This window comes from Burkholderia sp. MSMB2157WGS (assembly GCF_001532755.1).
GTDB lineage: Bacteria > Pseudomonadota > Gammaproteobacteria > Burkholderiales > Burkholderiaceae > Burkholderia.
The window spans coordinates 665,425-689,433 of sequence record NZ_LPJG01000030.1 but is presented as its reverse complement, the minus strand read 5'-3'; the positions used below and the strand labels follow the sequence as shown (position 1 = coordinate 689,433).

At 68.1% G+C, this 24,009-nt stretch carries 20 protein-coding genes; 12 read left to right on the top strand and 8 right to left on the bottom strand.

Annotation, left to right across the window (positions count from 1 at the left end; genetic code table 11):
- Positions 1 to 67 precede the first annotated feature (67 nt).
- The 6 genes from gsiB (at position 68) to WT53_RS21595 (ending at position 6,302) form a co-directional block, all read left to right on the top strand.
- Entirely contained in the window at positions 68 to 1,630 is a 1,563-nt protein-coding gene (gene gsiB, locus WT53_RS21620; protein ID WP_034205012.1) for a glutathione ABC transporter substrate-binding protein GsiB, read from the top strand.
- 67 nt (positions 1,631 to 1,697) lie between these two features.
- Positions 1,698 to 2,618, top strand: coding sequence for a glutathione ABC transporter permease GsiC (gene gsiC / locus WT53_RS21615; RefSeq protein WP_034205011.1), 921 nt, complete (start codon positions 1,698 to 1,700; stop codon positions 2,616 to 2,618).
- A 7-nt stretch (positions 2,619 to 2,625) separates the two neighbouring features.
- On the top strand, positions 2,626 to 3,519 hold the full coding sequence (gene gsiD, locus WT53_RS21610) for a glutathione ABC transporter permease GsiD (protein ID WP_034205010.1): 894 nt from the start codon (positions 2,626 to 2,628) through the stop codon (positions 3,517 to 3,519).
- A complete protein-coding gene (locus tag WT53_RS21605; protein ID WP_034205009.1) occupies positions 3,519 to 4,601 on the top strand; it encodes a P1 family peptidase in 1,083 nt (360 codons plus the stop codon). Before gsiD ends, WT53_RS21605 begins: the two co-directional genes overlap by 1 nt.
- Positions 4,598 to 5,425 carry a M55 family metallopeptidase gene (locus WT53_RS21600; protein ID WP_034205008.1) on the top strand — a complete coding sequence of 276 codons (828 nt, stop codon included), beginning with the start codon at positions 4,598 to 4,600 and terminating at the stop codon, positions 5,423 to 5,425. The genes WT53_RS21605 and WT53_RS21600 overlap by 4 nt, the downstream gene beginning before the upstream one ends.
- A 97-nt stretch (positions 5,426 to 5,522) precedes the next feature.
- Complete coding sequence (locus WT53_RS21595; RefSeq protein WP_034205007.1) at positions 5,523 to 6,302, top strand: helix-turn-helix domain-containing protein; 780 nt, start codon at positions 5,523 to 5,525, stop codon at positions 6,300 to 6,302.
- Positions 6,303 to 6,762: 460 nt separating this feature from the next.
- On the opposite strand, the gene pcaG is transcribed toward WT53_RS21595, so the two are convergent.
- From pcaG to WT53_RS21575, 3 genes are all read right to left on the bottom strand, one after another.
- Complete coding sequence (pcaG, locus tag WT53_RS21585) at positions 6,763 to 7,356, bottom strand: protocatechuate 3,4-dioxygenase subunit alpha (RefSeq protein ID WP_034205006.1); 594 nt, start codon at positions 7,354 to 7,356, stop codon at positions 6,763 to 6,765.
- 3 nt (positions 7,357 to 7,359) lie between these two features.
- A complete protein-coding gene (gene pcaH, locus WT53_RS21580) occupies positions 7,360 to 8,067 on the bottom strand; it encodes a protocatechuate 3,4-dioxygenase subunit beta (RefSeq protein ID WP_034205005.1) in 708 nt (235 codons plus the stop codon).
- 279 nt (positions 8,068 to 8,346) lie between these two features.
- The gene (locus tag WT53_RS21575; RefSeq protein ID WP_034205004.1) at positions 8,347 to 8,922 is read right to left on the bottom strand and encodes a YiiX/YebB-like N1pC/P60 family cysteine hydrolase; all 576 of its coding nucleotides are present in this window, start codon (positions 8,920 to 8,922) and stop codon (positions 8,347 to 8,349) included.
- Positions 8,923 to 9,042: 120 nt separating this feature from the next.
- On the opposite strand from WT53_RS21575, the gene WT53_RS21570 reads away from it, so the two are divergent.
- The 4 genes from WT53_RS21570 (at position 9,043) to WT53_RS21555 (ending at position 11,702) form a co-directional block, all read left to right on the top strand.
- Positions 9,043 to 9,780: a helix-turn-helix domain-containing protein gene (locus WT53_RS21570; RefSeq protein ID WP_034205003.1), complete on the top strand. Its 738-nt coding sequence runs from the start codon at positions 9,043 to 9,045 to the stop codon at positions 9,778 to 9,780.
- A gap of 77 nt (positions 9,781 to 9,857) precedes the next feature.
- Positions 9,858 to 10,844 carry a pca operon transcription factor PcaQ gene (pcaQ, locus tag WT53_RS21565; RefSeq protein ID WP_034205002.1) on the top strand — a complete coding sequence of 329 codons (987 nt, stop codon included), beginning with the start codon at positions 9,858 to 9,860 and terminating at the stop codon, positions 10,842 to 10,844.
- Positions 10,845 to 10,971: 127 nt separating this feature from the next.
- The gene (locus WT53_RS21560) at positions 10,972 to 11,331 is read left to right on the top strand and encodes a type II toxin-antitoxin system RelE/ParE family toxin (RefSeq protein ID WP_034206211.1); all 360 of its coding nucleotides are present in this window, start codon (positions 10,972 to 10,974) and stop codon (positions 11,329 to 11,331) included.
- Positions 11,332 to 11,405: 74 nt separating this feature from the next.
- A complete protein-coding gene (locus tag WT53_RS21555) occupies positions 11,406 to 11,702 on the top strand; it encodes an XRE family transcriptional regulator (RefSeq protein WP_012338300.1) in 297 nt (98 codons plus the stop codon).
- 96 nt (positions 11,703 to 11,798) lie between these two features.
- Here the strand turns inward: WT53_RS21555 and WT53_RS21550 are convergent, their stop codons facing one another.
- The 3 genes from WT53_RS21550 to WT53_RS21540 all read right to left on the bottom strand — a co-directional run bounded on the left by WT53_RS21550 (position 11,799) and on the right by WT53_RS21540 (position 18,442).
- Complete coding sequence (locus tag WT53_RS21550) at positions 11,799 to 13,073, bottom strand: APC family permease (RefSeq protein WP_034205001.1); 1,275 nt, start codon at positions 13,071 to 13,073, stop codon at positions 11,799 to 11,801.
- A 140-nt stretch (positions 13,074 to 13,213) separates the two neighbouring features.
- Positions 13,214 to 17,716, bottom strand: a complete 4,503-nt coding sequence (locus WT53_RS21545; protein ID WP_034205000.1) for a DEAD/DEAH box helicase — start codon at positions 17,714 to 17,716, stop codon at positions 13,214 to 13,216.
- Between the two features lie 201 nt (positions 17,717 to 17,917).
- Positions 17,918 to 18,442, bottom strand: a complete 525-nt coding sequence (locus WT53_RS21540; RefSeq protein ID WP_034204999.1) for a metal-dependent hydrolase — start codon at positions 18,440 to 18,442, stop codon at positions 17,918 to 17,920.
- Between the two features lie 396 nt (positions 18,443 to 18,838).
- Between WT53_RS21540 and ggt the strand changes: the two genes are divergently transcribed.
- On the top strand, positions 18,839 to 20,560 hold the full coding sequence (gene ggt, locus WT53_RS21535) for a gamma-glutamyltransferase (RefSeq protein ID WP_060261377.1): 1,722 nt from the start codon (positions 18,839 to 18,841) through the stop codon (positions 20,558 to 20,560).
- A 90-nt stretch (positions 20,561 to 20,650) separates the two neighbouring features.
- Here ggt and WT53_RS21530 read toward each other — a convergent pair whose 3' ends face one another.
- The gene (locus WT53_RS21530) at positions 20,651 to 21,574 is read right to left on the bottom strand and encodes an alpha/beta fold hydrolase (protein WP_060261374.1); all 924 of its coding nucleotides are present in this window, start codon (positions 21,572 to 21,574) and stop codon (positions 20,651 to 20,653) included.
- Between the two features lie 350 nt (positions 21,575 to 21,924).
- Between WT53_RS21530 and WT53_RS21525 the strand changes: the two genes are divergently transcribed.
- Positions 21,925 to 22,374 carry a helix-turn-helix domain-containing protein gene (locus WT53_RS21525; RefSeq protein ID WP_060261370.1) on the top strand — a complete coding sequence of 150 codons (450 nt, stop codon included), beginning with the start codon at positions 21,925 to 21,927 and terminating at the stop codon, positions 22,372 to 22,374.
- Positions 22,375 to 22,558: 184 nt separating this feature from the next.
- Here WT53_RS21525 and WT53_RS21520 read toward each other — a convergent pair whose 3' ends face one another.
- Positions 22,559 to 23,974, bottom strand: a complete 1,416-nt coding sequence (locus tag WT53_RS21520; protein WP_060261367.1) for a TolC family protein — start codon at positions 23,972 to 23,974, stop codon at positions 22,559 to 22,561.
- Between the last annotated feature and the right edge of the window lie 35 nt (positions 23,975 to 24,009).

Genomic DNA, 24,009 nt, shown 5'->3' with positions numbered 1-24,009 from the left:
ACCCGCAGGCAGTCGAAACCGAAACGCCCGTGAGGCGTCACCGATTCACCGATAGGAGCCCAGCAAAATGACCCAGCAGCATCCGTTTTCGATGTTCCGTCCGCGCGCATGCTTCGTCGCGCTTGCCGGCGCGTTTGCGCTGTCGGCCGCGCTGCCCGCGTACGCGCAGCAGACCGCGGTGATGGCGGTGGACTCGACCTTCACGACGATGGACCCGTACGACGCGAACGACACGGTGTCGCAGGCCGTCGTCAAGTCGTTCTACCAGGGCCTGTTCGGCTTCGACAAGGACATGAAGCTCGTCGACGTGCTCGCGACGGGCTATGAAGCCAGCCCCGATGCGAAGACGTACACGATCAAGCTGCGCTCGGGCGTGAAGTTCCACGACGGCACCGATTTCAACGCGGCGGCCGTGAAGGCGAACTTCGACCGCGTGACCGATCCCGCGAACCACCTGAAGCGCTACAACATGTTCCGCGTGATCGAGAAGACCGAGGTCGTCGATCCGACCACGGTGAAGGTCACGCTGCGCGAGCCGTTCTCGGCGTTCATCAACACGCTCGCGCACCCGTCGGCCGTGATGATCTCGCCGGCCGCGCTGAAGAAGTGGGGCCGCGACATCGCGCTGCATCCGGTCGGCACCGGGCCGTTCGAGTTCGTCGAGTGGAAACAGACCGACGACCTGAAGGTGAAGAAGTTCGCGGGCTACTGGAAGAAGGGCTATCCGAAGATCGACGCGATCGACTGGAAGCCGGTGGTCGACAACAACACGCGCGCGGCGCTGATGAAGACGGGCGAAGCCGATTTCGCGTTCCGCATTCCGTTCGAGCAGGCGACCGAGCTGAAAGGCAACCCGAAGGTCGACGTCGTCGAGCGGCCGTCGATCGTGCAGCGCTACGTGTCGCTGAACATGCTGCAGAAGCCGTTCGACAACCCGAAGGTGCGCCAGGCGCTGAACTACGCGGTGAACAAGGAAGCGCTCGCGAAGGTCGCGTTTTCCGGTTTCGCGACGCCGTCGACCGGCGTGGTGCCGCAGGGCGTCGATTACGCGACGAAGCTGGGCCCGTGGCCGTACGACCCGGTGAAGGCGCGTGCGCTGCTGAAGGAAGCCGGCTATCCGAACGGCTTCGAGACGACGCTGTGGTCCGCGTATAACAACTCGACGTCGCAGAAGGCGATCCAGTTCGTGCAGCAGCAGCTCGCGCAGGTCGGCGTGAAGGTGCAGGTGCAGGCGCTGGAAGCCGGCGAGCGCGTCGCGAAGGTCGAGAGCGCGCCGGATCCGGCGAAGGCGCCGGTGCGGATGTACTACATCGGCTGGTCGTCGTCGACGGGCGAAGCGAACTGGGCGATCACGCCGCTGCTGGCGGCCGCGTCCGCGCCGCCGAAGCTCGTCAATACCGCGTACTACAAGAACGACGCGGTCGACGGCGATCTGACGAAGGCGCTCGAGACCACCGATCGCGCGAAGAAGGCCGAGTTCTACGCCGATGCGCAGAAGCAGATCTGGGCCGATGCGCCGTGGATCTTCCTCGTGCAGGAGAAGATCGTGTACGCGCGCAGCAAGCGGCTGCAGGGCGCGTACGTGATGCCGGACGGCTCGTTCAACTTCGACGAGATCTCGCTGAAATGACGGCGGTTCGTCCGCCATGCCGTGCCGGCGGCGCGAGCCGCCGGTGCGCTGATTCGATCGGTGCCCCATGCTGAATTTCCTCGTCAAACGCCTGTTCGGTCTGCTGCCCACGCTCGCGATCGTCGCGGTGCTGGTGTTCCTGTTCGTGCACCTGCTGCCGGGCGATCCCGCGCGACTCGCGGCCGGCCCCGAAGCCGACGACGCGACGATCGCGCTCGTGCGCGCCGATCTCGGGCTCGACAAGCCGATGCCCACGCAGTTCGCGAACTTCTTCGTGAAGATCGCGCACGGCGATTTCGGCGTCTCGACGCGCAGCAAGCGGCCGGTCTCGACCGAGATCGGCGAACGCTTCATGCCGACGCTGATGCTGACGCTCGTCAGCATGGTGTGGTCGACGCTGTTCGGGATGGCGATCGGGATTGCGTCGGCGGTCTGGCGCAATCGCTGGCCCGACCGTCTCGGGATGACGCTCGCGGTGTCGGGCATCTCGTTTCCCGCGTTCGCGCTCGGCATGCTGCTGATGGAAGTCTTCTCGGTGAAGCTCGGCTGGCTGCCGGTCGTGCCGGACGGCTCGTGGAAGAGCTACGTGCTGCCGTCGCTGACGCTCGGCGCCGCGGTCGCGGCCGTGATGGCGCGTTTCACGCGCGCGTCGTTCGTCGAGGTGCTGAACGAGGACTTCGTGCGCACCGCGCGCGCGAAGGGCGTGCACGAGCCGATGGTCGTGCTCAAGCACTGCCTGCGCAATGCGATGATCCCGGTCGTCACGATGATGGGGCTGCAGTTCGGCTTCCTGCTCGGCGGCTCGATCGTCGTCGAGGTCGTGTTCAACTGGCCGGGGCTCGGGCGCCTGCTCGTCGACGCGGTGACGATGCGCGACTACCCGGTGATCCAGGCGATCGTGCTGCTGTTCTCGCTGGAATTCATCCTGATCAACCTGACCGTCGACGTGCTGTACGCGGTCATCAACCCGACCATCCGGTTCAAGTGAGGCGCGAATGAACGCGACTGCCCAGCCCGCGGCGCCGGCCGCACCGACCGCGATCCGCACGCCGTGGCGCGAATTCTGGCGCAAGTTCCGCAAGCAGACCGTCGCGCTCGTCGCCGGCGGCTTCGTGCTGGCGCTCGTGGTGCTCGCCTTCGTCGGCCCGCACGTCGTGCCGTTCGATCCGGAGAACTATTTCGACTACGACGCGCTGAACGCGGGGCCGTCGGCCGTGCACTGGTTCGGCGTCGATTCGCTCGGCCGCGACATCTTCAGCCGGATCGTCGCGGGCACGCGCATTTCGCTCGCAGCCGGCTTCTTCTCGGTTGCGCTCGGCGCGGCGATCGGCACGTTGTTCGGGTTGCTCGCCGGCTATTACGAAGGCTGGTGGGACCGCATCACGATGCGCATCGCCGACGTGCTGTTCGCGTTCCCGGGCATCCTGCTCGCGATCGGCGTGGTCGCGATCCTCGGCAACGGGATGGTCAACGTGATCTGCGCGGTCGCGATCTTCAGCATCCCGGCGTTCGCGCGGCTCGTGCGCGGCAACACGCTGATGCTCAAGCACATGACCTATGTCGAGGCCGCGCGCAGCATCGGCGCGTCCGACTGGACGATCATCATGCGGCACATCCTGCCGGGCACCGTGTCGTCCGTCGTCGTCTACTTCACGATGCGCATCGGCACGTCGATCATCACCGCCGCGAGCCTGTCGTTCCTCGGGCTCGGCGCGCAACCGCCGACGCCGGAGTGGGGCGCGATGCTCAACGAGGCGCGCGCGGACATGGTGACGGCGCCGCACATCGCGGTGTTCCCGAGCCTCGCGATCTTCCTGACCGTGCTCGCGTTCAACCTGCTCGGCGACGGGCTGCGCGACGCGCTCGATCCGAAGCTGGAGCGCCGTTGATGCGCGCCGCACCGATGTGGGCGGCGACGCTGACGGCCGGGCCGCGCGGCACGATCGCCGACGTGCCGGGCGTGACGGTCGGCCATTGCACGCTCGATGCCGGCAACGTGCAGACGGGCGTGACCGTCGTGAAGCCGCATCCGGGCGACGTGTACCGCAGCAAGGTGCCGGCCGGGGCGGCCGTGATCAACGGTTTCGGCAAGAGCGTCGGGCTCGTGCAGGTCGACGAGCTCGGCACGCTCGATACGCCGATCGCGCTGACCAATACGTTCGGCGTCGGCGCGGTTGCCCACGCGCAGATCCGTGCGGCGATCGCGGCGAATCCGCAGGTCGGTCGCGACTGGCCGACCGTCAATCCGCTCGTGTTCGAGTGCAACGACGGTTACCTGAACGATCTCCAGGCATGCGCGGTCACCGCCGCGCATTACGACGACGCATGCCGCGCGGCGTCTCGCGACGTCGCACGCGGCGCGGTGGGCGCCGGGCGCGGGATGTCGTGCTTCGACCTGAAAGGCGGGATCGGCTCCGCGTCGCGCGTGGCTATCGCGGCCGGCCGGCCCTATACGGTCGGCGCGCTCGTGCTCGCGAATTTCGGCCGGCTGCCGATGCTGACGCTCGGCGGCGTGCTGCTCGGGCGCATCGTCGCGCAACGGCGCGCGGCCGAAGCCGCCCACGCGGCGGCGCCCGAGCAGGGCTCGATCATCCTGTTGCTGGCCACCGATGCGCCGCTCGACGCCCGGCAGTTGTCGCGGCTCGCGCGCCGCGCGGCGGCGGGGCTGGCCCGCACGGGCTCCGTCTACGGACATGGCAGCGGCGATATCGCGCTCGCCTTCTCGACCGCCTACACGATCGCGCACGACGCATCGACGATCGCGCTGCCGGCCCTCGTGGCCGATGCGGCGCTCGATCCGCTGTTCATGGCCGCGGCCGAAAGCGTCGAGCATGCGATCGCCGACGCGTTGCTGCAGGCCGTGACGGTCGCCGGGCGCGACGGCCACGTGCGGCCATCGCTGCGCGACGCGGTGCCCGATCTCGACCGGTTGTTCAACGAAGACAACGAAGGACGTTCGATCCCGTCATGAAGATCCTGATCTCGACCGACATCGAGGGTGTCGCCGGCGTATTTGCCGTCGAGCAAACGCGCGCCGGCAATCCGGAATACGAGCGGGCGCGCCGCTGGATGACCGCCGAGGCGAACGCGGCGATCGAAGGCGCATTCGCCGGCGGTGCGCAGGCCGTCTGGGTCAACGATTCGCACGGCGGCTTTCGCAACCTGCTGCCCGACGGGCTCGATGCGCGGGCGCGCGTCGTGCTCGGCAAGCCGCGTACGCTCGGGATGATGGCGGGCCTCGAACAGCAGCCCGACCTCGTATTCATGATCGGCTATCACGCGAAATCGCAGACGCGCGGCGTGCTCGCGCACACGATCAACAGCTTCGCGTTCACGCAGGTGTGGCTGAACGGCGTCGAGCTCGGCGAAGCCGGGCTGTACGGCGCGCTGGCGCATGAATACGGCGCGCACGTCGCACTCGCGACGGGCGACGACGTATTCGCCGAGGAAACGCAGCCGCTGTTCCCGGATGCGCGTTTCGAGACGGTCAAGACCGCCGGCGGCGCATCGAGCGGCGAGACGCTCACGCCGTCCGCGTCGTGCGCGCGCATCGCGACCGCCGCACGGGAGACGGTCGCGCACGCGCTGTCGTCCGGCCGGCGCGCGGGCGCCCATCGGCCCGCGCCGGCCGCTTGCACGCTGCGCGTGCAGACGGCCGCGCAGGCCGACCTGTTCTGCGTGCTGCCGTCGCTCGAGCGTGTCGATGCGGTGACGCTGCGTTTCGACGGGCCGTCGGTCGAGCACGCGGTGCGCACGCTGAACAGCCTGTCGGCGATGTCGTTCATGTTGCGGTGACGTGTGCCGCGCGATGCCGCCGGCGCATGGCCGGCCGGCCGATCGCGGCGGGGCGGACCGCCTTCGATAGCGAGTCATTGATGATGGAATTCGGGCCGTGAGAAATACGCTGCTAGATCCCTACGAACACATTCCCCGGAGCGTGGTCGTGCTCGCCAACGAATTCGCGGCGGGTACGACGTTTCCGGATCATGTGCACGTGCGCGGGCAATTCGCATTCGCGTCGCGCGGCACGATCAGCGTGTCCACGCCGCACGGCCGCTGGCTGGTGCCGCCGCAGCGCGCGTGCTGGGTGCCGGCCGGCGTGCGGCACGAATTGACGATGACGGGGCCGGTCACGATGCTCACCGCGTTCGTGTCCGCCGACGCCGCGCAGGCGGCCGGGCTGCCCACCCAGTGCGGCGTGTATGGCGTGTCGCCGCTGCTGCGGCAACTGATCGACGATGCGATCGACTTGCCGGCCATGTACGACGTCGACGGCCGCGCGGGCAAGCTGATGGATCTGCTGATCGCCGAAATCGCGACGATGCCGCGTCTGTCGCTGCATGCGCCGTTACCGGCCGATGCACGACTGGCGAAAGTCTGCCGGCATCTGTTCGCGGCGCCGTCGATCGCGGCCGATCTCGACCGGGTCGCGGCCGACGCGGGCGTGAGCCGGCGTACCTTCACGCGGCAGTTCCGTGCGCAGACGGGCGTGAGTTTCGCCGCCTGGCGCCAGCAGGTGTGCATGCTCGCGGCGATTGCGCGCCTGACCGACGGGCAGCCGGTGACGCGCGTCGCGCTCGATCTTGGCTACGCGAGTGCGAGCGCATTCACGTCGGCGTTTCGCCGCATTCTGGGCGACACGCCGAGCCGGTATCTGGAGATTCGTCGCTAGGCGCAGGGACGCCGCGCGGGTCACGCCGGTGCGCGGGCCGCGACGCCAAAAAAATACGCGTCCGCCAACTTCGACCGGACGCGTTCAAAGGCACTCTGTCTGACAAATGCGCGGACCGCTTGTCCGGCAGCGTCGCACGTGACGCCTGTCATTGTTGCTTCACAAGATTCAATTCTGCCGACTCGTTGCGGATAACGAAGAATACGCCGCATAACGCGCAAACGATATCGGGTCGACCCGACGATTGATGTGCTGTCGCAGCATGCGCTTCAATGGCGCGTTCGATATCGGAGCGGGAAGCCGATGACGGCAGGATCCGCAGCCGTCACCGGGTACGACGCGGCGCACCATCGAATGACGACGACGCGTGCCCCAAAACGCCGTGTGGCGCGATGCCTGCCGGTATCGCGCCACACGGTGGTACGGTTGCACACGAAGCCGGCGAGCGCCGGCGCATGCGTCAAACGTCGAAGAACACGGTTTCTTCCGGTCCCTGCATGCGGATGTCGAAGCGGTAGACGACCGGGCGGCCCGGCTGCGCGTCGCGTTTCGCGACGAGCGTCGCACGTCGCTCGGCCGGCACCGCGTTCAGCACGGGGTCGACCGCGTTCGCGGCGGCTTCGTCGTCGAAGTACACGCGCGTGAACGCGTGGGTGAGGATGCCGCGCATCATCACGGTCACGTTGATGTGCGGCGCCTCGTCGGCGGCGATGCGGCCCGGCTTCACCGTCTCGACGACGAAGCGCTGCTGCGGATCGGTGCCCGTGCCGACCCGCGCGAAGCCCGTGAAGCCGGATTTCGCGATGTCGTCGCGCGACGCGGGATAGCGGCCCGCGGCGTCCACTTGCGTGAATTCGAGCACCGCGTCGCCCACGACGTTGCCGTCGCCGTCGAACACCTGCCCGACCAGCAGCACATGCTCGCCTTCGGCGTGCGCGGCGGCGATCGTCGGCGTGAACAGGCTTTTCAGGTCGTAGTCGTATTGCTGCGGGCACAGGCCGTACGCGAAGTACGGGCCGACCGTTTGCGAAGGGGTTTGCTTCAGCGTCGTCATGGTTCAGCGCTCCATCGGGGTGGCGTCGCGGCCGCGCAGCACGATGTCGAATTCGTAGCCGAGCGCATAGCCTTCTTCGGTGATGTCCATCGAGAAGCGCGAGATCAGGCGATCGCGCGCGGTTTCGGGCGTGCCCTGGAAGATCGGGTCGTACGCGAGCAGCGGATCGCCGGGGAAGTACATCTGCGTGACCAGACGCGAGCCGAAGTAATCGCCGAACAGCGAGAAGTGGATGTGATTCGGGCGCCACGCGTTCGGGTGGTTGCCCCACGGATACGCGCCGGGCTTGATCGTCAGGAAGCGGTAGCGGCCTTCGTCGTCGGTCAGGCAGCGGCCCGCGCCGAGGAAGTTCGGATCGAGCGGTGCGTCGTGCTGGTCGACCTTGTGCACGTAGCGGCCGGCCGCGTTGGCCTGCCACACTTCGACGAGCGTGTTGCGCACGGGCTTGCCGCCTTCGTCGAGCACGCGGCCGGTGACGACGATCCGCTCGCCGAGCGGCTCGCCGTTCTTCACGGCGTTCTTCGTCAGGTCGTGGTCGAGTGCGCCGAGATCTTCCGCGCCGTAAACGGGTGCGTACTGGTCGCGCAGCTTCTCCTTCAGCGGGATCAGCGGACGGGTCGGGCCGCGCTTCACGGACGAACGGTACTCGGGGTGAACATAAGCCGGATGCGACGGCCAGTCGCGCGGCGTGAGGATCGTGGGGGAATCCATCGGGGCGTCTCCTGATAGGTGTATTTCGCGAAGTGGACGACACGACTTTAGCCAATCCGGAAAGTTATGAAAAATGACCTTTTTTCGCGAATTGCATAACCGTTCGTTATGTTCGTCCCGCCCATGAAAATTCCGCCGGACAGGAACCCTGTCCGGCGGAAAAAGCGATCGGGCTTCGCGTCGTCGGCGACGACCCCGTGCACGGCCCTCCAGCCAGCCCGTCGCTGTTTTTTGTCTTTCGTTCTCGTTGTTATTCGGACTCCCCGAGCGTGCCCGTCGTCACGGATGGCGTGGATCGAACACGATTCCGTCGAATTCGAGCGCCAGCGTGCCGCTGCGCAGCAGGGCCGACGGTGTCGACGCGTGGCCGGCGCCGAGCACGTCGTTCACGTACTGCGCGCAGAAGCCGCGCCGCGCGCGCAGGTTGAAGCGACTGCCGAGCAGCGCGTCGATTCGCCGTTCAGCCAGCGCATGGACGTGGCGCTGCGCGTCGACCGATGCTGCCGCGATGCGGCGCGCCAGCGCGATGCGTCCGCCGTCGGCACGGGCGACGAAGCGCGACAGCGGCGTGAGCTTCGTCCACGCGAACGCCGTGGCCTCGGCGAGCACCGGTTCGTCGCCCGACGTATCGACGACGATGCCGAAGCGGTTGGCCCAGACCCCCGCCGAGCCCGCCGAGCCGGTCGCGGCATCCGGCGCACCGGCCGGCTCGCGGATGAACACGAGATCGCCGACGTGCGCGCCGGCGGCCAGCGTGCGCACGGTGGCGAGCGGCATCGTGCGATCAGTGTCGCGTGCATCGCGCGGGGCGGCGTGGCGCGGTTCGCTGGCGGCTGTGTCGATTCGGGCGGTCACTTCGGCTCCGTCGTTGCGTGACAGGACGGAGCGGATTATGCAGACAAGTAACCTGAATTGCTGATATGGATGCGCGAGTAGCCTAATATCCGACCACGAGCATCATTTTTCGATACCGACATGACCGAGATCGCCCAACTCATCGAAACGCTGAAGCGCCAGTTGAAGGCGCAGGGAATGACTTATCGGGACGTCGCGCGTGCGCTCGACGTCTCCGAAACGAGCGTGAAGCGGTTGTTCGCGAGCGGCCGCTTCACGCTGGAGCGCGTCGCGGAGATCGCGCAACTGCTCGGCTATACGCTTGCCGAGCTCGTGCAGGAAGCGTCCGCGTCCGCGCCGCGCTTGCGCGTGCTGACCGAGCAGCAGGAGGCGCTGCTCGTGTCGGACGAGAAGCTGCTGCTGGTCGCCGTGTGCGCGATCAATTACTGGACCGTGCAGGACATCGTGTCGGCCTATCGCGTCACGCAGGCCGAGTGCGTGAAGTATCTCCTGATGCTCGACCGGATGAACGTGATCGCGCTGCTGCCCGGCGACCGGATTCGCGTACGCGTCGCGCGCGATTTCGACTGGCTGCCGGGCGGCCCGATCCGCCGCTACTTCCATGCGCACGTGCTCGACGACTTTCTCGGCAGCCGCTTCGACGGCCCGGGCGAGACGATGACGTTCCTGCAAGGGATGCTGACGGACGCGGCCGCCGCGGAGCTCGAACAAGAGCTGCGGCGGCTGAGCAGCAAGGCGGCGGCGCTGCATGCGGAGTCGTCGTCCGCGCCGCTCGGGCAGAAGCACGGCACGGCCTTGCTGATCGCGAAACGGATCTGGGAGCCGACGGGATTCCACGCGCTGCGGCGCCATGCATGACGCCGTGCCGAACGCTTGGGCCTTTCCGGAAAGTTATGCAAAATGGCGATTCATCGTCATTCGCATAACCGCCCGTTATGAATAACCGTATCGCCGACGGTCGCGTCAAATTCCGGCACCTGCAGTGTTTCCTCGCGGTCGCCCAACTGGGCGGCGTGCAGAAGGCGGCCGAAAGCCTGTCGATCACGCAGCCGGCCGTGTCGAAGACGATCGCCGAGCTGGAGGCGATCCTCGGCGTGAAGCTGTTCGAGCGCGGCCGGCACGGCGCACAGCCCACCCGCGAAGCGCAACTGTTCATGCCGCACGCGAATGCGTGCGTGCTGGCGCTGCGGCAGGGCGTCGGGCTGCTGGCGCGCGAGGGCGGGGCCGCTGCCGCGACGCTGGAAATGGGCATGCTGCCGACCGTCGCGGCTTCGCTCGCACCGGCGTTGATGAAGGCGTTGACCGCACGCTGGCCGCGCATCGTCGTGCGGATCGCGACGGCCGCGAACGCCGAGTTGCTCGAGCGTCTGAAATCCGGGGCGATCGAATGCGCGATCGGCCGGCTGTCGGAGCCGGAGCGGATGATCGGGCTCGCGTTCGAACAGCTGTACAACGAGCCGCTCGTCGCGGTCGTGCGCGCCGGGCATCCGCTGCTCGCGAGCGCGGCGCCGGCCGTCGAGCTGGCGCGCTACCCGGTCGTGCTCCCGCCGTTCGGCACGTTGATCCGTCAGTCCGCCGAGCAACTCCTCGGCGCATGCGGCGCGCCGCCGCTGGATTCGTTCATCGAGGTGCTGTCGATATCGGTCGCGCGCGCACTGGCGCTCGAGAACGACGCGGTCTGGTTCGTGCCGCTCTATGCAGCCGAATACGATCTGTCGGCCGGCGCGCTGGCGCGCCTGCCGCTGCCGTCGGCGGGCACCGACGAGCCGGTCGGGCTCGTGCTGCGTACCGATGCGCAGCCGTCGCCGGTCGCGCGGACGCTGATCGATGCGGTGCGCGACATCGCGCGATCGCGGTTCGGTGCGGCGCGCCCGCACCAGGCGCCGCGCGCGTCGCGCAAGCCCACTCGCGGCAAGCGGTGATCCACCGGGCCTGGCGGATGCGCCGGGTCCGATCTGCGTCTTGCCGAAGCATTGGCCATCCGGTCAGTAGCCGCCATCGGGGTGCTTGGCATATCGTACCGTTTTTGATACGATGGACGACAAGACGATGGCGAGACAGCAGATTCAGGTCACGCTCGGCGTGCGATTCTTCCGGACGGCCCGCGGCCACGAGCCGGTGCGCGAATGGCTCAATGCGCTCGGGCAAGCAGAGCGAAGGGCGATCGGCGAAGAGATCAAGACCGTTCAACTCGGCTGGCCGCTCGGCATGCCGCTGGTCCGGAAGATGGCGAAGGATCTGTGGGAGATTCGCGTGACGGTGCCGGGGCGAAGCGCGCGCGTGCTGTTCACGGTCGTCGGCGACACGATGGTGCTGCTGCACGGCTTCTTCAAGCAGTCGCGGGCCACGCCGTCGGACGATCTCGACGTCACCGTCGCGCGCCTGAAAGCGCTGACGCACGCCATCTGAATTCCCCGGTTGCGCCGGAACGCACCGTCTCCGACGGTCGGGCAGCCGGCAACGCCATGCACCTGGAGTACGACATGACGACCACGAACAATCCGCATATCGGCAGCGATTTCGACGCCTTCCTCGAAGCGGACGGCAATCTCGAAGCGGCCACCGCCACCGCGATCAAGCGCGTGATCGCGTGGCAGATCGGGCAGGAAATGAAGGCGCAGCACATCACGAAAACCGCGATGGCCGCGCGGATGAAGACGAGCCGCGCCGCACTCAACCGTCTGCTCGACGAAACCGACACGAGCCTCACGCTGGCGACGCTCGCGAGCGCGGCCGCCGCGCTCGGCAAACGGCTCAGCTTCGAGCTGGTGCCGGCCTGACGGGCGCGAACCCACGGCGCACGGCCGGATCGACGCGAGTGTTCGCGCGATCGGTGCGGCGAGTCGGCGGGCGTCGGCCCGCGGGCGCCTGCCGCGTCATCGGCGCGGGCCGGTGAGCTGCAGATAAAGCAGTGCGCCGCCCGCGAGCAGCAGCGGGCACAGGAAATACCATCCGGTCGTCACGAACAGCCCGGCGACTGCAATCAGCGAAATCCACGCGCAACGATATGCGATGCCGCCACGCGGCAGCAGCTTCAGCGCAGCCGCCGCGCCGAGCCCGTACACCATCACGAAACATCCGGACGTCACGAGCACGAGCGGCTTCGGCCCGACGTCCGACAGCGCCGTGGCGGCCAGCGCGATGGCCGCGAGCACCGCGATCACGCCGAGGCTGCGGCGCGGCACGCCGCCGACCTGGCTGCCTTGCGCGAGCCATGCTGGCAGTGCGCCGTCGCGCCCGAGCGCCGCGCCGAGCTTGGCCGCGCCGGCGAAATACGCGTTCATCGTGCCGAGCGTGAGCAGCAGCGCGGCGGCCGCCGCCAGCACCTGCGCATGGCCGCCGATGCCGCCCGCGATCAGTTCGGCGAGCGGCGCGCCCGATGCACCCGCGGAAGGCCCGAGCACCGTCACGCTCGCGGCGGCCACCGACAGATACAGGAACCCGACGACCACGACCGCGATGCCGGCCGAGCGCGGTATGTCGTGCGCGGGCCGGCGGAACTCGGCCGCGAGATGCGTGATCGCTTCCCAGCCGGCGAAGCTCCACACGAGCAACGCGGCGGCCTGGCCGACCGCGAGCCAGCCGTGCGGGGCGAACGGATGGAGGTTCGCGGCGCGGGCATGCGGCGCGGACGCAAGCACCGCGGCAAGCAGCAGCGCGACGAGCAGCGCCGACAACACCAGTTGCATGCGGCCCGACACGGTGACGCCGAACGCGTTCGCGGCCGACACGGTCGCGATCAGCGCGGCGGCCGTGACGACGACCGTCGTGTGTCCGCCGCCCGTGACGGCCGCGACGTATGCGCCGCCGAACATCGCGGCGGCCGGTGCGCCGGCCGGCACCGCGAAGTAGAAGCACCAGCCGACGATCGCCGCCGCCTTCGGGCCGAATGCGCGCCGCGCGTAGGTCGACACGCCGCCCGCATCGGGATAGCGGGCGCCGAGTGCGGCGAAGGTGGCCGCGAGCGGCCCGGACAGTACGACGAGCGCGGCCCATGCGAGTAGCGAGGCCGGCCCGGCGACTTCGGCGGCGAGCGCGGGCAGCGCGATCACGCCGGTGCCGAGCACCGCGCCGATATAGAGCGCGGCGCCCTGGAAAATGGTCAGCGAACCCGCGTGATGGGCAACGGGCGAATCGGCATGCGAAGGCATGAGCGGCAGTCTCCGGAAGTCTTGTCTTGTGTAGGCGACGCGCGCAAGCTCGCGCGGTCGATCGTCCGATGCTACCCGAACGATGGCGACCGCGCGGCCCGGCGATCAGTAGTCGTGTGCCGCGTGCGTGTCAGCCGATGTCAGCAGGACCGCGCGAGCCGCAGGCGCGCGTCCTCGCGCGCGGCGGCCGACAGCTCGGGCGCGTAATGAAACGTACCCGATACCAGCGATGCGACGGGCACGCCGTCGCGGAACAGCACGCGGTTGCCGGCCAGCGCCGGCACCTTGTCGCCGGGCAGCAGCGTGCCGGCGAGATTCAGCGGGTCGGCGCCCGTCACGCATACATACTGCCCATCGCCCGGTTGCCGGCGCAGTTCGCGCAGGATCGGGATGGCCTCGGGCAGCGCGAACTGCTCGCCCGCGAGCCCGGCGACGAAGCGACCGCCGCGAATCTCGCCGCGTGCTTCGAGGCGCTGCAGCACGCGCACGAGTTCGCGCCAGCTCGGCAGCCAGTCGGCTTCGCGTTCGAGCAACCGCCAGAACACGACGCCGTAGCGGCGCAGCAGCGTCCACACGATGTGTTCGAGTGCGTCGGGATCGGTCGTGGCGGGGCCGCGTTTCGGTGCGGGCGCGTCGTCGTCCGGCGGTGCCCGACGCTGCACGAGCGCCCAGCGGCCGGCGTCGTCCATTCCGCCGATCAGCGCGCCGCCGCGTCGTGTACGCGGTGCATAGGTCGCACTGCGCTTGACGGCCGGCTTCAGCAGCGCGCGCAGGCCCGCGTAACTGTCCGCGTTCACGAGGCCGGCCGACACGAGTTCGCCGAGCGCCTGTTCGAGTTCGACGGGCAGCATGTGCAGGTCGTCGAGCAATGCGTCGAAGAACATCGCGCCGTGCGCGGCGAGCGCGTCGCGCACCTGTGTGGCGCGTGCGGACAGCGCCGGCTGCGCATCGGGATCGCGCAGCGCCTGCCACGCGGAAAGATGGCGGCGCGGCAGCAGCACGATCGGCGTCGTCTTCACGGGCGTGCCGGCTGCGCGCGCCGGCGCGCCGATGCGGGTCCACACCAGCTTGCCCGAGCGGCACAGCTCGTCGAGGCCGCCCGCCGTGTAGTCGGTGAGCCGCGCGGGCAGCAGCGCGTCTTCCCAGGCGCTCGCCGCGGCCTCGTAGCCTTCGAGCTGTTCGACCACGGCTGCCAGCGCGTCGCGACCGGTGCCGCGCGTGTCGGGCGTCAGGTGCTGCCAGTGGAACAGGAAGCGCATGAAGTCGGCGCGTTCGACCGGCTCGATCTCGCGGCGCAGCCGCTTCACCGTATAGCGATGAATGCGCGCGAGCAGGTGACGTTCGCACCATTCGTCGGTCGTCGCGCCCGGCGTGAAGCGGCCGCGCATCACGTAGCCTTCGCGCTCCAGCGCCGCGAGCGCCGTCGCGATCGATGCGGGCGGCAGGCCGAGCGGCGCGGCGATCGCATCGACCGTGAGCGGCCCGAAGCCGGTGAGTCGCGCGCGGATCACGTCGACGAGCGCCGCATCGGTTTCCCACGGCTGCGCGCACGCGGCCGGCACCTTGAGCGCCGGTGTCGTGCGGGCGTCGGGATGCAGCGCGCGCACGCACACGAGCCGCTCGACCGGCACCCACAGCACGGCGCCGCCCGGCGTCGCGAGTCGCGTCGCGCGGCGGCGTTCCGCGAGTTCCGCGAGTCGCTCGGGCCAGCCAGCGTGCGCGTGCGCCTCGCTGTCGGCGACGCAGGCGAGCGTGAGCAGCGCATCGTGCATCTCGTCGGCGTCGCGCGCGAGCGGCCACGCTTCGTCGCGCACGGCGGCGATCGCATCGGCGTCGAGCGCGCCGAGATCGTCGGCCGATTCGGGATCGCTCCAGCGGCGCGACTGCACGGCCTGCGTGCGGCGCTCCTCCAGCGGCGCATCGTCGAGGAACGCGTAGGGCTTCGCGTTCAGGATCTCGGCGGCGAGCGGCGACGGCGCGGGCAAGTCGCGCGCGACGAGTTCGATCGCGCCGCTCTCGATCCGGCGCAGCAGCGCAAGCCAGCCGTCGGTGTCCATCGCGTCGTGCAGGCAATCGTCGAGCGTCTGGTCGACGAGCGGATGATGCGGAATCTCGCGTTCGCCGACGACGTTCTCGAGGCATGCGACCTGATCGGGGAACACCGTCGCGAGCAGATCGTCGCTCTTCATCCGCTGCAGTTGCGGCGCGGTGCGCCGGCCGCCGGTGAAACGCGGCAGCGCGAGCGCGGTGGTCGCGTTCCAGCGCCAGCGCACGCCGAACATCGGCGCGTCGAGCAGCGCCTGGATCAGCACGTGCTCGGCGCTGGCCGAACGCAGATAGCGCCACACTTCGTCGAGCGCGAAGCTGTGCGCGAGCGACAGCGACAGGATGATCGCGTCGTCGGTCGCGGCGGCCTGCAGCTCGAAGTTGAAGGTGCGACAGAAGCGCTTGCGCAGCGCGAGCCCCCATGCACGGTTGATCCGGCTGCCGAACGGCGAATGGATCACGAGCTGCGTGCCGCCCGATTCGTCGAAGAAACGCTCCATCACGAGCGTGTCCTGCGTCGGCAATGCGCCGAGCGCCGCGCGAGTGCGCGCGAGGTAGTCGGCGATCTGGCGCGCGGCGTCGGGCGACACGCGCAGATCGTCGACGAGCCAGCGCAACGCGGGCGCGAGGCGGCTTTCGGTGGGCGCGAGCGAGGTGGCGGCGGCAACGGTTCGCGAGTCGGCGACGACGCCGGTCTGGGCCGCTGGTTGGGCGTTGCCGTGCGTCTCGGTCTTGCCGGCCGCGTTGCCGGCCGCGCGCTTGCGTCCGCCGGCGTTCGCCTGCCGGTCGCCTTCCGCGAGCAGGCCGTCGATCCGTGCGCGCAGCCGCCCGACCGCCGCCGACAGCTCGTCGCTGCGTCCGAGCCCCTCGCCGAGCCAGAACGGAATGCTCGGCGATTGACCTTGCGCATCCTCGACGCGCACGCGGCCCGTTTCCACGCGGATGATCCGGTACGACTGGTTGCCGAGCTGGAACACGTCGCCGGCGAGGCTCTCGATCGCGAAATCCTCGTTGACGGTGCCGACCTGGATGCCCTGCGGTTCGAGCAGCACCGCGTAGTCGGCCATGTCGGGGATCGTGCCGCCGGAGGTGGTCGCGGTCATCATCGCGTTGCGGCGGCCGCGCACGGTGCCGCCGACCACGTCGCGGTGCAGGTACGCGCCGCGCACGCCGCGGCGGCTCGTGAATCCCTCGGCGAGCATCTTCATCACTTCGTCGAAGCGTTCGCGCGTCAGCCGCGCGTACGGCGCGGCGCGCGTGAAGCTCGCATACAGCGCGTCTTCGTGCCATTCCGTGCACGCGACTTCGGCGACGATCTGCTGCGCGAGCACGTCGAGCGGCGCTTCGGGAATCCGCAGCGCATCGAGTTCGCCGCGTTGCACGCAGTCGAGCAGCGCCGCGCATTCGACCAGCTCGTCGCGCGACAGCGGAAACAGCCGCCCCTTCGGCACGCCGCCGACATGGTGCCCCGAGCGGCCGACGCGCTGCAGGAACGGTGCGATGCCGCGCGGCGAGCCGACCTGGCAGACGAGATCGATGTCGCCGATGTCGATGCCGAGTTCGAGCGACGCGGTCGCGACGAGCAGCTTCAATTCGCCGCGTTTCAGGCGCTGCTCGGCGTCGAAGCGGTGCTCCTTCGCCAGACTGCCGTGATGCGCGGCGATCGCGTCCTTGCCGAGCCGGTCGGCGAGATGGCGCGCCATGCGCTCGGCGGTGCGCCGCGTGTTGACGAATACCAGCGTCGTGCGATGCGCGGCCGCGAGCCCGGCGATGCGGTCGTACACCTGTTCCCACACGTCGGTCGCCATCACCGGTTCGAGCGGCACGTTCGGCAGTTCGAGCGCGAGATCGCGCTCGCGGGTGTGGCCGGTGTCGACGATCGCGCAGTCGCGCGGCGCGTCGGCCGGCCCGCCGACGAGGAAGCGCGCGACCGCGTCGATCGGCTTTTGCGTGGCCGACAGCCCGATGCGCGGCAGCGCGTGCCCGGCCAGCGCGTCGAGGCGTTCGAGCGACAACGCGAGATGGCTGCCGCGCTTGGACGACGCCAGCGCATGGATTTCGTCGACGATGACCGAGCGCACGGTCGACAGCATCTGCCGTCCCGACGTGGACGACAGCAGCACGTACAGCGATTCGGGCGTCGTGACGAGGATGTGCGGCGCGCGCTTGCGCAGCGCCGCGCGCTCGGCCTGCGTCGTGTCGCCGGTGCGCACCGCGGTGCGAATCGCCGGCACCGGCAGGCCGAGTTGCGCGAGCGATTCGGCGATGCCGGCGAGCGGCGCGTCGAGGTTCACGTGGATGTCGTTCGACAGCGCCTTCAGCGGCGATACGTAGACGACCAGCGTCGCATCGGGCAGCGTGCCGTCGTGCGCGAGCGCATCGCGCACCAGATCGTCGAGCGCGCACAGGAAGGCGGTGAGCGTCTTGCCGGAGCCGGTCGGCGCGGCGACGAGCGTCGAGCGGCCGGCCTTGATGTGCGGCCACGCGAGCGCCTGCGCGCCGGTCGGCGCGGCGAACGTACGCCGGAACCACGCGGCGACGGCCGGGTGGAACACGTCGAGCGCGCGGGCGGCAGGGCGGGTAGCTGTGACGTCCATCGGAGCGTTGAAATGGGGTGCGAGCGTGCGGATTGATCGCACGCGAATCGAATCGTCAGTGTGCCAGACGTCACCGGTGCGTGCCGGCCATGCATGTCGACGATTCCCCCTCAGATGGGGGCCTGCCGTGCGCTTTCAATGGACGGAAAGTTGCGTGCACGTCGGCATGCCGACCGCGTGCCGATTTGTGTCGAATTGCAACTAGACGCGATGCAGCCAGCCGAGCCAGTGTTCGATCAGCGGCGCACGCGACCACAGCGATTGCGCGAGCCACAGCGTGCCGGCCCAGGCGGTAGCCACGACGATCAGATCGCAACGCCCGCTGTTCCACAGGTTGAGCGAGTGGCGCCGCCAGATCCACGGTACGCCGAGCGGGTTGGGCCAGTCGGCGAGCAGATGCATCACGCCGCCGCACGCGAAGCCGAACAGCGGCGCGGCCCACGGCGGATGCGGATGATGGATGAGCCCGTGCCATCCGAGCGCGAGCAGCGCGACCCAGCCGATGCCCCAGTGCGTGATGGTGCGATGCGTGATCCACAGGCGGCGCTTGCGGCTCCACCATGCGACTTCGAGCCAGTCGGGCGCGGTGCCGCCCGCGACGCCCGCCGCGAACGCGGCGAGCATGCCCGAGTGCCACGGGCCGGTTGCGCCGGTTTGCGCGACGAGGACGGCGGCGGCGACGCCGGCCGCGACGCCGGATGCATGATGCGCATTGTGTGATGCCATAGGAGCGAGACGAGAAAGCGTGAAGCGGCGCGTGCACGAAACGACGATGCGGCGCGCAAGCGGGGCGCTATCTTCGCAGATCGGCCTGGGTCGCGGGCAGGTCGTTCGCCGATTTTTTTGTGCCGGCGACGACGGCTGCCGCGCGGTTCGCAACTTTCGGTTTTGTGCATTGCGCGATGGCGCGCACCGTAGAGGAGGTCGACCGATCCCCGTGTGCGTCGCGGCGCAGCAACGTGAGCGCGCGTACACAACCGGCACGCTTTCGCCGCCGCCGTGTGTTCGACCCTTTTTGTCCCCCTATACTACGAAGCCGGCATATGGCCGTCGGCGCGCCAGCGGCCATCCACGGATCAGGTGCTCGTCGCGCCTGAAGGAGATCCACATGGGGGACATGCAATGACTACGCTGAATCGCTTCAAATCATCCGCCGCCGTGCTGGCGACGGTCGCCGGCATCGGTTTCCTGCCGAATGCGCCCGCCTACGCGAAAGGCCCGCAGCCCGCGGTCCTGACGAGCTCCGCGGTGGCGGTGGCCGACAAGTACAGCGCGGATGCGGCGGAGCGGATCTTCAAGGAAGGCGGCAACGCGATCGACGCGGCCGTCGCGATCGCGTTCACGCTCGCCGTCACGTACCCGGAGGCCGGCAACATCGGCGGCGGCGGCTTCATGACGATCTACAAGGACGGCAAGCCGTACTTCATCGACTACCGCGAGCGTGCGCCGCTCGCCGCGACGAAGGACATGTACCTCGACAAGGACGGCAACGTCGTCAAGGGCATGAGCCTGTACGGCCCGCGCGCGGTCGGCGTGCCGGGCACGGTGGCGGGCATGTGGGAAGCGCAGAAGCGTTTCGGCAAGCTGAAGTGGAAGCAGGTGCTCGCGCCGGCGATCCACTATGCGCGCGACGGCTTCGTCGTCGACGAGCAACTGGCGCAGCGCGGCGTCGACGCGTCGAAGGAGTTCGGCGGCAAGACCAACTTCGACAAGTACTTCTCCGGGCTGAAGGCCGGCGCGAACTTCAAGCAGCCCGATCTCGCCGACGTGCTGACGCGCATCGCGGACGGCGGCGCGGAAGGTTTCTACAAGGGCAAGACGGCCGAGCTGATCGCCGCGTCGATGAAGACCGGCGACGGCAACGGGCTGATCACGACCGAGGATCTCGCGCAGTACCGCGCGGTGTGGCGCCAGCCGGTGCAGGCGAAGTGGAACGGCTATGACGTGATCACCGCGCCGCCGCCGAGCTCCGGCGGCATCGGCCTCGTGCAGTTGCTGAAGATGAAGGCCGACCTGAAGCAGGACTTCGAGGGCGTGAAGCTCAATTCGCCGCAGTACGTCCACCTCGTCGCCGAAATCGAGAAACGCGTGTTCGCCGATCGGGCGCAGTATCTCGGCGATCCCGACTTCTACAAGGTGCCGATCGCGCAGCTGACCGACGATGCGTACATCGCGAAGCGCGCGGCCGAGGTCAACCCGAAGGAGCCGTCGGACACGAAGAGCGTGCAGCCGGGCCTCGGCACGACGATGCCGGAGAAGGCCGAAACGACGCACTTCTCGGTGGTCGACAAGTGGGGCAACGCGGTGTCGAACACGTACACGATCAACGGCTACTTCGGCTCGGGCGTGATCGCCGACGGCACCGGGATCGTGCTGAACGACGAGATGGACGATTTCTCCGCGAAGCCGGGCGTCGCGAACATGTTCGGCGTGGTCGGCAGCGACGCGAATGCGATCGAACCGAAGAAGCGCCCGCTGTCGTCGATGTCGCCGACGATCATGACGAAGGACGGCAAGGTGTCGCTCGTGATCGGCACGCCGGGCGGCTCGCGCATCTTCACGTCGATCTTCCAGGTGATCAACAACATCTACGACTTCAAGATGCCGTTGAAGGAAGCCGTCGGTGCGATGCGTTTCCATCACCAGCTGCTGCCGCCGAACACGATCTTCTGGGAGCCGTACCACCCGATCGAAGGCGAACTCGCGAAGCAGATCGAGGCGCGCGGCTATACGCTGAAGGGGCAGGATTTCAGCGGCGACATCCAGGTCATCAAGATCGACGGCAAGACGCCGGAGGCGATGGCCGATCCGCGCGGGCGGGGCGTGACGCGGATCATTCGTTGACGTCGACATGAAGCGATGCGTGCGCGTCGCCGACGGCGGTCGCGCGCGCCGTTCGGCAGCCGGTGTATCGATCCGGCTGCCGAATTTTTTTCAGCCGGTCGTGCGGATGAAGCCCGCGATCCGCGCGCCAATGGCATCGGGCGCATCCTCGAAGCAGTAGTGTCCGACACCCGCCAGCCGCTCGATCGGCGCGGATGGAAACAGGGCGGTAAAGAGCGGCAGGAAATGTTCGGCGCCGAGCGTTCGGTCGGCGTCTCCCCAGATCGCGAGCGCGGGTTTGCCGCGTATCGCGCGCAGCGCCGCCGCGTCGGGTTCCTCGAACCGGTGCATGCCGGCCGCGAACCCCCGAGCCCATCCGATTGCGCCGAGACAGTCGGCCGGTTGCGCGAACGGCGCGCCGTATGCGGCGATCCACGTATCGGTGATGATCGCGTGGTTCTCGAAGCCGTTCAGCTTCAGCGTGCTCAGGATATTGAAACCGAGCTGCCCGAGCACCGTTTCGAGCGTGTCGTCGGTCGCCGCGTGCATGATCCACCGGAACCACGGCGCATCGCGGCCATTCGCCGTCAGGCGCTCGACGAGATCGGATTGCCCGAACGGCGTCGGTCCGTTGGCCGATACGATGCGCCGAATTCGGTCCGGATGCCGCGCGGCGAGCCCCATGCCGACCGGGCCGCCGAAGTCGTGCATCACCAGCGTGATGCGATCGAGGTCGAGCGCGAGCACGAAACGCTCGAGATTGTCGATGTGATCCTGCAGCCAGTAGCTGCGGCCCCGCGGCGTCGCGCTTTTGCCGAAGCCCATGTGATCGGGCACGACGACGCGGTATGTCGGGCTCAGCGCCGTCACGAGGTGGCGGAACAGATATCCCCAGGTGGGTTCGCCATGCAGACACAGGACGATTTCACCGTCGCGCGGACCTTCGTCCACGTAGTGCATCCGGAAGCCGGATGCATCGTCGAAATGCGGGGCGAACGGAAAGGTGCCGTCGAACGTGGCATCGGACCGGATCATCGAATGCTCCTTCGGTAGTCGAGCAGAGTGGTTTCAAATTGAAACCTGATGGAAGCGTAGATCATGCGGTTTCAAGTTGCAACCGAGTAAATCGCGGGAGCGGTTGTCGGATGCGGGACGATGACGCGGGACGATGCGATGAAGTACCGAAATTTGCGGTTTTATTGGTTAGAAATCGTGAATCCGTGTACCAATCTGGAGTGGCGAGAACGTTCCGTTCACGTATCCCGAACAGTCGGTTCCTCGGCATTGATCTTTTTCTGACAAGGTTTTATATTGAAACTATTCATTTCAACGAGAACGACCGCCGTTCAGCCCGTATCCCGGGCACGGCATCGCCGTACGCACCGATGAACAGACGCACCACGCACGAAGATTCCCTTTGCGGTATCGCCCGCCCGCTGGACGCGATCGGCGACTGGTGGTCGCTGCTGATCGTCCGCGACGCGTTCGACGGGCTGCGCCGCTTCGGCGAATTCCAGAAGAATCTCGGCCTCGCGAAGAACATCCTGGCTGCCCGCCTGCGCAACCTGGTCGCGCACGGGATCATGGACGTCGTGCCGGCCGCCGACGGCGGCGCGCATCGCGAATACGTGCTGACCGAAAAAGGACGCGGGCTGTTTCCGCTGCTGGTCGCGCTGCGGCAGTGGGGCGAGGATTTCTTCTTCGAACCGGACGAGGCGCACGTGCTGTTGGTCGACCGGAAGACCGGGCTGCCGGTCAGGAAGCTGGAGTTGCGTTCTCAGGACGGCCGCGTGCTCGGCCCGGAGGACACGGTCGTGCTGCCGCCGCCCGACTGATGCATCTCGAATCGGCAGGTATCGCCGCTTCAGCCACGCATGCGGCTGCGCGCGGCTGAGGTAAGCGACGAGAGGGAGTCGCGATGTGCCGTCGTTGAACATCCGACCGGTCGGCACATCGACGTTGTTCTTGAAAGTTGTGCACGCAACGTTGCCCGGGATGCCGGTATGGATGAAATCGCGTTCAACTTCGATCGCTCGCCGCGTTGCTTTCGAGGAAACTATCCACCGCGATCAGCGATTGTTCGTCGAGCGTGCCGAGCACGCTTTTCAGCTTCAACTGCAACTTCAGCGCATCGAGATAGCTGTCGAACAGCTTCTGCCGGATGCCCGAGATGTCACGCCGCAGGTTCAGCGTTTCGTACGTCGTGCTGTAGCCGACCTGATGCGCCTTCATCGACGACTCGTACGCGAGCCGCGCGGCCTGCAGCGACTGCTGCAGCGCGCGAATGCGCTTGCCGGCCGACTCGAGCGCGGCCAACGCCTCGCGACGATCGGTGCCCAGTTGCTCCTCGACCTCGCGCAGCCGGTTGCGGTACTGCTCGGTCACGTGCTCGGCCTCGACCTGCCGGTAGTACACGCTGCCGCCGGAGAAGATCGGAATCGTCACCTGTACGCCGACCGCGCTTTGATGGAAATCCGAGCGATCGGTGAGCCCGCGCAGGTTCGGATTGAGTCCGCGCGAATACGACGCGAAAAGGTCGACGGTCGGCAAGTGTTCGGCACCGACACGCTTCGCGGCGAGCCGCGCGACCTGGACGTCGCGATAGGCCTGCCGGTACGCGGGGTTGTCCTGCGGCGCATAGTCGCCCGACGGAATGCGCGGGGACGACCCGCGCATCGCGAGCCGCGGCCAGCGAGAGAAGTCGATCGTCGAACCGAGCAACGTCTCGTAGCGGGCGCGCCGCGCATCCACGTCGCTCTGCGCGAGCGCTTCGTCGGATTGCGCGAGGCTGCGACGCGCCTCGATCTCGGCGGTATCGCCGATCGTCTTCATCCCGAGTTGCGCCATGCGCCGCGTATCGCTCTCGAGTCGCGTGAGCGCGCTGACTTCGTCGTCGGCCGATTGCAGTTTCTCGCGCGCGCTCAGCAGATCGAAGCATGCATTCGCGACCCGCAGGATCAGGTCCTGCTTCGCGACCTCGAGCTTCTGTTTCGCCGCTTCCTCGTACTCGGTCGCGCGCCGCATGTCGTACAGGTAGGGCACGTTGAACAGCGCCTGCGTGACCTGCGCGGAACCATATGCCGCGTTGCTCGAGCCGCTGACGTCGATGCCGAACAGGTTCGCGTGCGTGCCGTAGCGCCCCCACTCGAGCTGCGCGGCAGCCTGCGGCAGCATCTGCGCACGAGCCTCGGGAAATTTCTGACGGGCCGCATCGTATTCGCTGCGGGCCTGCAGGTAGCGCGGATCGTGCACGGACGCGTACTGGTAGGCGGTATCGAGGCAGAACGCACGGGCGTGTGCCGGCAGGCCGATTATCGTTACAGCGAACAATGTCATGGTTGCAAGCCGGGGATTCCACCTAGTCGAAAATCTTGATAGGGAAATACCCGCATCCGGTGTCGCCGACCCGCGATTCGTGCGCATCGTTTCAAACATGGCCGTCTCCGTCTCCTGTCCGTGCCGCAATGCAT